Raw genomic sequence first — 6646 nt, forward strand, 5'->3', positions numbered from 1 at the left:
ATATATGGCGTGATTATTTCGATGAAATGACATTTATCCCCTGAAATATCACAATTGAACCGATGCATAAAAAACGAAATACCATTACAAACAAAATCGTCACAACCCAACTTTTGTAGGGGCGAATTATTATTCGCCCGCACGGCATACGACATAATGTATATCACATATCGCGCTCGTAGGGGCAAACCCACGTGTTTGCCCCCTGTTGTTTATTTATAAACAAACAATACTGTAATGCTATTAATTAATAAGAGGTGTACCCTTACGGATACCGCAATGTAATTCACTATATGAATATATTGAATAGAATATGCAATATATCGTATCACGTTTCCCGATACATCAAATAATCCTTATTGAACTTCTTTTCTTGAAGAAATTGTCGTTCCAATACTTGCAGAGATGACACACAAAATTGACAGCCATTGGTAAAATGTCAGAATCTCACCTAAGAATAATAATCCTGAAATAGCCCCAAAAGCAGGTTGCAAACTCATTAAAATACTAAAGGTTTTTGACGGTAATTTCTTTAAAGCAATGATGTCTAATGAAAAAGGAATAGCACTTGACAATAGCGCAACAGCCGTTCCAATCAACAATAGCTTTCCAGTTAATGCCATTAAATCACCTGATACTAAAGCAAAAGGAATAATAAATAAAGCTGCGAATCCCATACCAACAGTAACCGATGTGTTACTATCCATTTTTTGTGCTACTTTTCCCCCAACAACAATATACCCTGCCCAAAATAATCCGGCTGCAAAAGCAAGTAAAAGTCCTATAAAATCAAGAGAGTTGTTTTGCCAAGGAACAATTAGTAATATTCCAACAGCTGCAATCATTGCCCATACGTAGTCTATTTTTTTACGAGAGGAGAAAATAGCCAAGCTAAGCGGACCTATAAATTCGATGGTAACCCCTAATCCAATGGGAATACGCTGAATTGCAAAGTAAAACAACAAGTTCATAAAAGCTAAGCACATTCCGTACATAAAACTAATCTTCCATTCAAGAGCAGTGAGCTTTTTTAAGTTAGGTCTGTTGTAAAAGAACAAGATAATAGCCGATATACCAATGCGGAGTGAACTTGTACCTGCTGCTCCTAAGATAGGAAATAGTGATTTTGCAATAGAAGCACCACCTTGTACACTCATCATAGATAAGATAGCAGCGGGGATAGCAGGTATTGATTTTTTCATATTCGGCGATTGTTTTGTAAAGAGGTCAAATTAGTTTAAAAAAACGGATAATGAGGTATATGCTGTTAAAATATATGTTACAAAGCGTCATTGTAAACTCAATAAATGAATAAAGTTAGCGTTATGTAGTTGTATATCAGTAGTAAAACTATACATTGAGGGGGAATTGTATGATTTAAATAATATATTCACTAACAGAGTGTTTGTATAAAGTGCTAATTGTTAAAAAAACAATGTATATTGTAAAAATTGAATAATGAAATATTGTTTTTTAGCTGTAATGTATTAATTTTTGGTAATTATTTAAAATTATTTGTTTTTAATTGTTAAAGTTTGGAATTAATATGTATCTTAGCCGTAGGTAATAAGGAAAAAATATTGCTCTGGGCATCTTAATACAATTTAAAAAAACGGAGTGGGGACTTGTTTTATTTAATATAAGATGTATCAGTATAGAAGGCCATTCTATCGAGTGGCCTTTTTTTAAAAGTAAAAAATTAAAATTGTAAAATGTGTTTGCAGTTTTTGATTTAAGGTGAGAAAAAGAGCTTGAGTATATCGAGCTCTTTTTTGATTTTATTTATATTGTGTTTTTTAAATGTAAAAAGGTTGCAACGACACACAGCGTTGCAACCTTTTATTTTTTATCTATTATAATCACCTAAACAACAGATGTCTTGGTAAGCTTATTTTTCAACTCTAAAGTAAGTGTTTTAACTCCCTAAAGTTTTAGGTTTTTCAGTCTTAACGAGTTTGAAATAACAGAAACTGAACTAAAACTCATAGCTACTGCCGCAATCATTGGCGATAGGAGTAAACCAAATACAGGATATAAAATCCCTGCTGCAATTGGTATTCCCACGCTATTGTACACAAAAGCAAAGAATAAGTTCTGTTTGATGTTACGCATTACCCCGTGGCTCAAGTTAATCGCCTTTGGAATACCAGCTAAGTCGCCTTTTAGCAACGTAACCTCTGCACTTTCAATAGCCACATCAGTTCCCGTACCCATTGAAATCCCCACATTTGCCTGTGCCAATGCTGGAGCGTCATTAATACCATCACCTGCCATTGCTACGATACGCCCTTGTTCTTGTAGCTTCTTAATCTCGTTCAACTTGTCTTGTGGCATCGCCTCAGCAAGGAAGTGAATAATTCCCAATTCATCAGCTACAGCCTTAGCGGTATTAGGGTTATCTCCCGTAATCATAATTACCTCAATACCCTTTTGTTGCAAGTCTTTCACTGCTTGTTTACTGCTCTCTTTTATCTTGTCATATAACACCGCATATCCTATAATGGTATTGTTTTCAGCGATATAGGAAACTGTCTTTCCAAGGTTTTGCTCAACTGCTACTTGTTGTATTAACACATCAGACAACTCAGCGCGAACGCTTTCCATTAACGCTTTGTTACCAAGGGAAATACGCTTTTTATCTACAATTCCCTGAATACCCTTACCTGTGTTGTTGGTAAACATTTTTACAGGAATAAGCTGTACGCCTTCCTCTTTTGCTTTATTAACAAACGAAGTCGCTAAAGCGTGCTCACTATTCTGGTTTAACGAAGCGGTCAAGTATAGCAACTCTTCAGCTGTGTACGCCTCAGTCAGACTAACGATTTTCTCAACCGATGGTTTCCCTTCTGTCAGCGTACCCGTTTTATCCGTAATTACCACATCAATAGTATTCGCTGTTTCCAGTGCCTCTGCGTTCTTAATCAAGATACCGTTTTGTGCCCCTTTTCCAATTCCAACCATAATAGACATAGGCGTTGCCAATCCTAAAGCACACGGACAAGCGATGATTAACACGGCTAAGGCATTCACAAAAGCAAAAGCCAACTTAGGTTCCGGACCGTATATTTTCCACAAGAAGAAAGTGACCACAGCGATTAAAACAACCGTTGGTACAAAGTATTTCGCTACTTTATCTGCTAACTTCTGAATTGGCGCACGTGAGCGACTCGCGTTGTTTACCATTTCAATGATTTGTGCCAACAAGGTTTCGCTACCTACTTTCTCAGCCAACATCACAAAAGAGCTGTTGCCGTTGATTGTTCCCGCTACTACAGGGGCACCTTTTATCTTGTGAACAGGAATTGGTTCTCCTGAGATCATCGACTCGTCAATGCTACTTTCTCCTTCTACAATTACACCGTCAACGGGAATTTTCTCTCCTGGTTTAACGCGTAGTTTGTTGCCTTTGACTATTTTGTCAATCGCTATTTTTTCATCCCCCTTATCTGTTACCAACGTAGCATCAGTAGGCGATAGTTTCAACAATTCTTTAATTGCCGTATTGGTACGACTATGCGCTTTCGCTTCCATTACTTGTCCAACTAAAACCAAGGTCAGAATAACCGCTACCGACTCAAAATACAAGTGAATACCGTGTTCTCCTTTGAAATCCTCAGGAAATAAGTTTGGAAAGAACAACGCTACTACGCTGAATACCAATCCAGCCGCAGCTCCTAATCCAATTAAACTAAACATATTTAGATTCCACGTTTTAAACGATGTCCACGCTCGTTGGAAAAACATCCAACACACATAGACAACAGGAATGGTAAATAGCAGTTGTAAGTAGTTATTGATGTGATGGGGGATTACCTGGCCAATTGGGTCACCCGGAATCATACCACCCATTGCTAATAAAAACACAGGAATAGTAAAAGCTAAGGAGATGCGCAGTTTTTTCAACATATCCTTATACGTGGTATCTTCTGGTTCAACTGAAATCGTCTTTTCAACTAAGTTCATACCACAAGTAGGACAATCGCCTGGCTCGTCATAGGTCTTGTCGCCTTCACATAACATCGGACAGTAATACACTGTTTTTTCAACCTTTGCAGCTGGTATGTGTTCTAAGTTCATCCCACAGACCGGACAACCTACATTGGTGTCATAAACCTTATCACCCTCACATAACATCGGACAGAAATACTTCCCTGCCTTGTCTGCCATTCCCTGCGGAATCTCCTGTACATACTGGTCTTCCTCACTAATTTCAACCGGAGGTAGTACTTCTTGTGTACCATCTGTATGGGTTACAATTTCTTGTAAGATATAGTTCCCTTTTTTCAGCAATGCCTTTTGCAAGTGTAAGGTGTCAATCTCGCTTTTCGATTCAATAGCAGCCTGTTCCGTTTCTAACGTAACCTGCGCATTAATGTCTTTTAGTTCGTTTAGCGTATTCTCTACTTTGGTTCTACAACCGTTGCAGCTCATTCCGCTAACTTTATATAGTTTTTTCATTATAGTATAAATATGTGTATTAAGGTAGTTACAAAATACGAACAATTCAACCAATTATTAGTTATACAATTCTTAGAAAGGGTTATATAGTTTTCGTATTTTAGGCATACAAAAAATGATGTTTATGAAAAAAAGTATGCTATTATTGTTGGGTGTTGGACTCCTAATTACCAGTTGTAAGAACGATAAAAAGGGAGACGAACCAACGGGGGAACCACAGACAGAATCAGTAAATAAAGAGAAACAAGAAGTAGATAAGTTTGAAGAAGGGGCCTTGACGTACACAATGTCTATGAGTGATCCTATCTTTAACGACTTTGTAAAATATGTGAGTAAAGATCCATTGCATATGCTTGATTTAGCAAAAGAATACGGGGCTAAACTATCAAAAGAAGACAACGCCCATTTGCAAGAAGTGATTAAGAATAGTCCGTCTTTCACTACCACTTACGGCACTTTGCCTTTTATCAGTAGTAGTGTTTATGTTGCAGGTTACGAGGCGGTTTACAAAGGAGAGGGGCTTACGTATGTTTTAGAGAATAAGTGGAATGATATTTTGGATGAGGGCTTTGCGTATGTCGGGTCAACGATTGTACCTAATAGCAAGTTAAACTTCTCTTATAAGAAGAATTATATAGACGCTGAGCAGTTGCAAACGAATATAGATACGTTGAATTACGACCGCGTGGCAACAGGTGATTTTATTGATTTAGTAGGGTATAAGGCAGAGCGAATTGTGTACACAGCGAAAGAGGCAATGGCAGTTGGTCAACGCTTTTTACCTAAAGAGCTAACGGTGTATGTGTCTGAATCGTTTAACCCAGCAATTAATAAGGTATTACCGTTTAATGTAAATGAAGAACACGGGGTGTTGAAAATCGTAACCAAGTTTTTAGATACAGACGATTTGTACGTAACCTATGAAGTGAGTACAGCTGTGAAGAGAAAGGTGTTGGATACAGAAACGAGTATTTCAATGACTAATAATACGTATGATGTGAAAGTAGATAGAGATATTTTAGCTTTAGGAATGAGATTAACAAAGATTATTGCTATTCCGCGATTGTAATCGCGTATTTTTAGAACCACAATTAAAACTATTGAAAGATGAGCTTACAACCCATTATACAAGTGTCAGAGTTAGTAGTATTACAACAAACAGCAGGGGATAATCTTGTTATTGTTGATGCTTCAAACCACAAAGACGCAAAGGCAAATTATGACGCACAGCATTTAGAGGGTGCTATTTTTGTCGATTCTAACAAGCAGTTGGCTAATATAGGAGCAGACGCAGCACAAGGCGGAAGACACCCTTTACCTACGTTAGCTCAGTTTGCCCAAGCGTTACAAGACTTAGGAATAACACCTGATAGTCACGTTGTCATTTACGACGACAAGAACGGCGCTAATTCGGCAGCTCGTTTTTGGTGGATGTTACAAGCAGTAGGACATCCAAAGGTACAGGTCTTGAACGGTGGATTACAAGAGGCAGTGAAACAAGGTTTTCCTACGAATGATAAACCCGTAGAGAGAAAGGTAGTAGGGGCTTACCCTATTAATGCGTGGTTATTGCCAACAGCGACAATCGATGAGGTAGAGGCAAACTCAGAAAAGCCTACTTATTTGGTTATTGACGTTCGTGAGCCAAGTCGTTATAAAGGACATACAGAACCTATTGACCAAGTGGCAGGACATATTCCAGGATCAGTGAATATTCCGTTTATGTCTAATTTAGATGGTAACGGATTGTTCTTATCACCTAATGAGTTGAAAGACAAATACACCACAGCGTTTACAGGAAAAGAAGAAGTAATCGTTCACTGTGGTTCAGGTATTACTGCTTGCCATAGTTTATTAGCCATCGCCTCAGCAGGAATGGAGATTCCGAAGTTATACGTTGGTTCGTGGAGTGAGTGGTCTCGAAATGATAAACCGATTGTTACAGAGGAGTAAAGTAAAAGGGGAATTGTTAATCGGAAACCGGGAACTGATAACCGAAATACGTGAAACGTAAAACGTGATGCGTCGAACTGTTAACCGGGAACTGAAAACCGGGAACTGGTAACCGAAAACTGAAAACCCGAAATGTTATTACAAACAAAATATCACAATTCAACCGTTGTGAAAATGTGGGAATGTTATTACAAACAAAACATTACAATTCAACCGTTGTGAAAATGTGGGAATG

The 6646-nt window shown here is 37.9% G+C and carries 4 protein-coding genes; 2 read left to right on the forward strand and 2 right to left on the reverse strand.

Annotated features, from left to right (window positions below):
* Nucleotides 1–356: 356 nt before the first annotated feature.
* A complete protein-coding gene (locus AABL81_RS13320) occupies nt 357–1202 on the reverse strand; it encodes an EamA family transporter (RefSeq protein ID WP_341341301.1) in 846 nt (281 codons plus the stop codon).
* Between the two features lie 721 nt (nt 1203–1923).
* A complete protein-coding gene (locus AABL81_RS13325) occupies nt 1924–4458 on the reverse strand; it encodes a heavy metal translocating P-type ATPase (protein ID WP_341341302.1) in 2535 nt (844 codons plus the stop codon).
* 124 nt (nt 4459–4582) lie between these two features.
* Between AABL81_RS13325 and AABL81_RS13330 the strand changes: the two genes are divergently transcribed.
* Together AABL81_RS13330 and AABL81_RS13335 are read left to right on the forward strand one after the other, a co-directional pair.
* Entirely contained in the window at nt 4583–5527 is a 945-nt protein-coding gene (locus AABL81_RS13330; protein ID WP_341341303.1) for a hypothetical protein, read from the forward strand.
* A 38-nt stretch (nt 5528–5565) separates the two neighbouring features.
* A complete protein-coding gene (locus AABL81_RS13335) occupies nt 5566–6411 on the forward strand; it encodes a sulfurtransferase (protein ID WP_341341304.1) in 846 nt (281 codons plus the stop codon).
* Nucleotides 6412–6646 lie beyond the last annotated feature (235 nt).

The sequence above is a fragment of the Myroides sp. C1519 genome (assembly GCF_038039755.1).
Lineage (GTDB): Bacteria > Bacteroidota > Bacteroidia > Flavobacteriales > Flavobacteriaceae > Flavobacterium > Flavobacterium phaeum_A.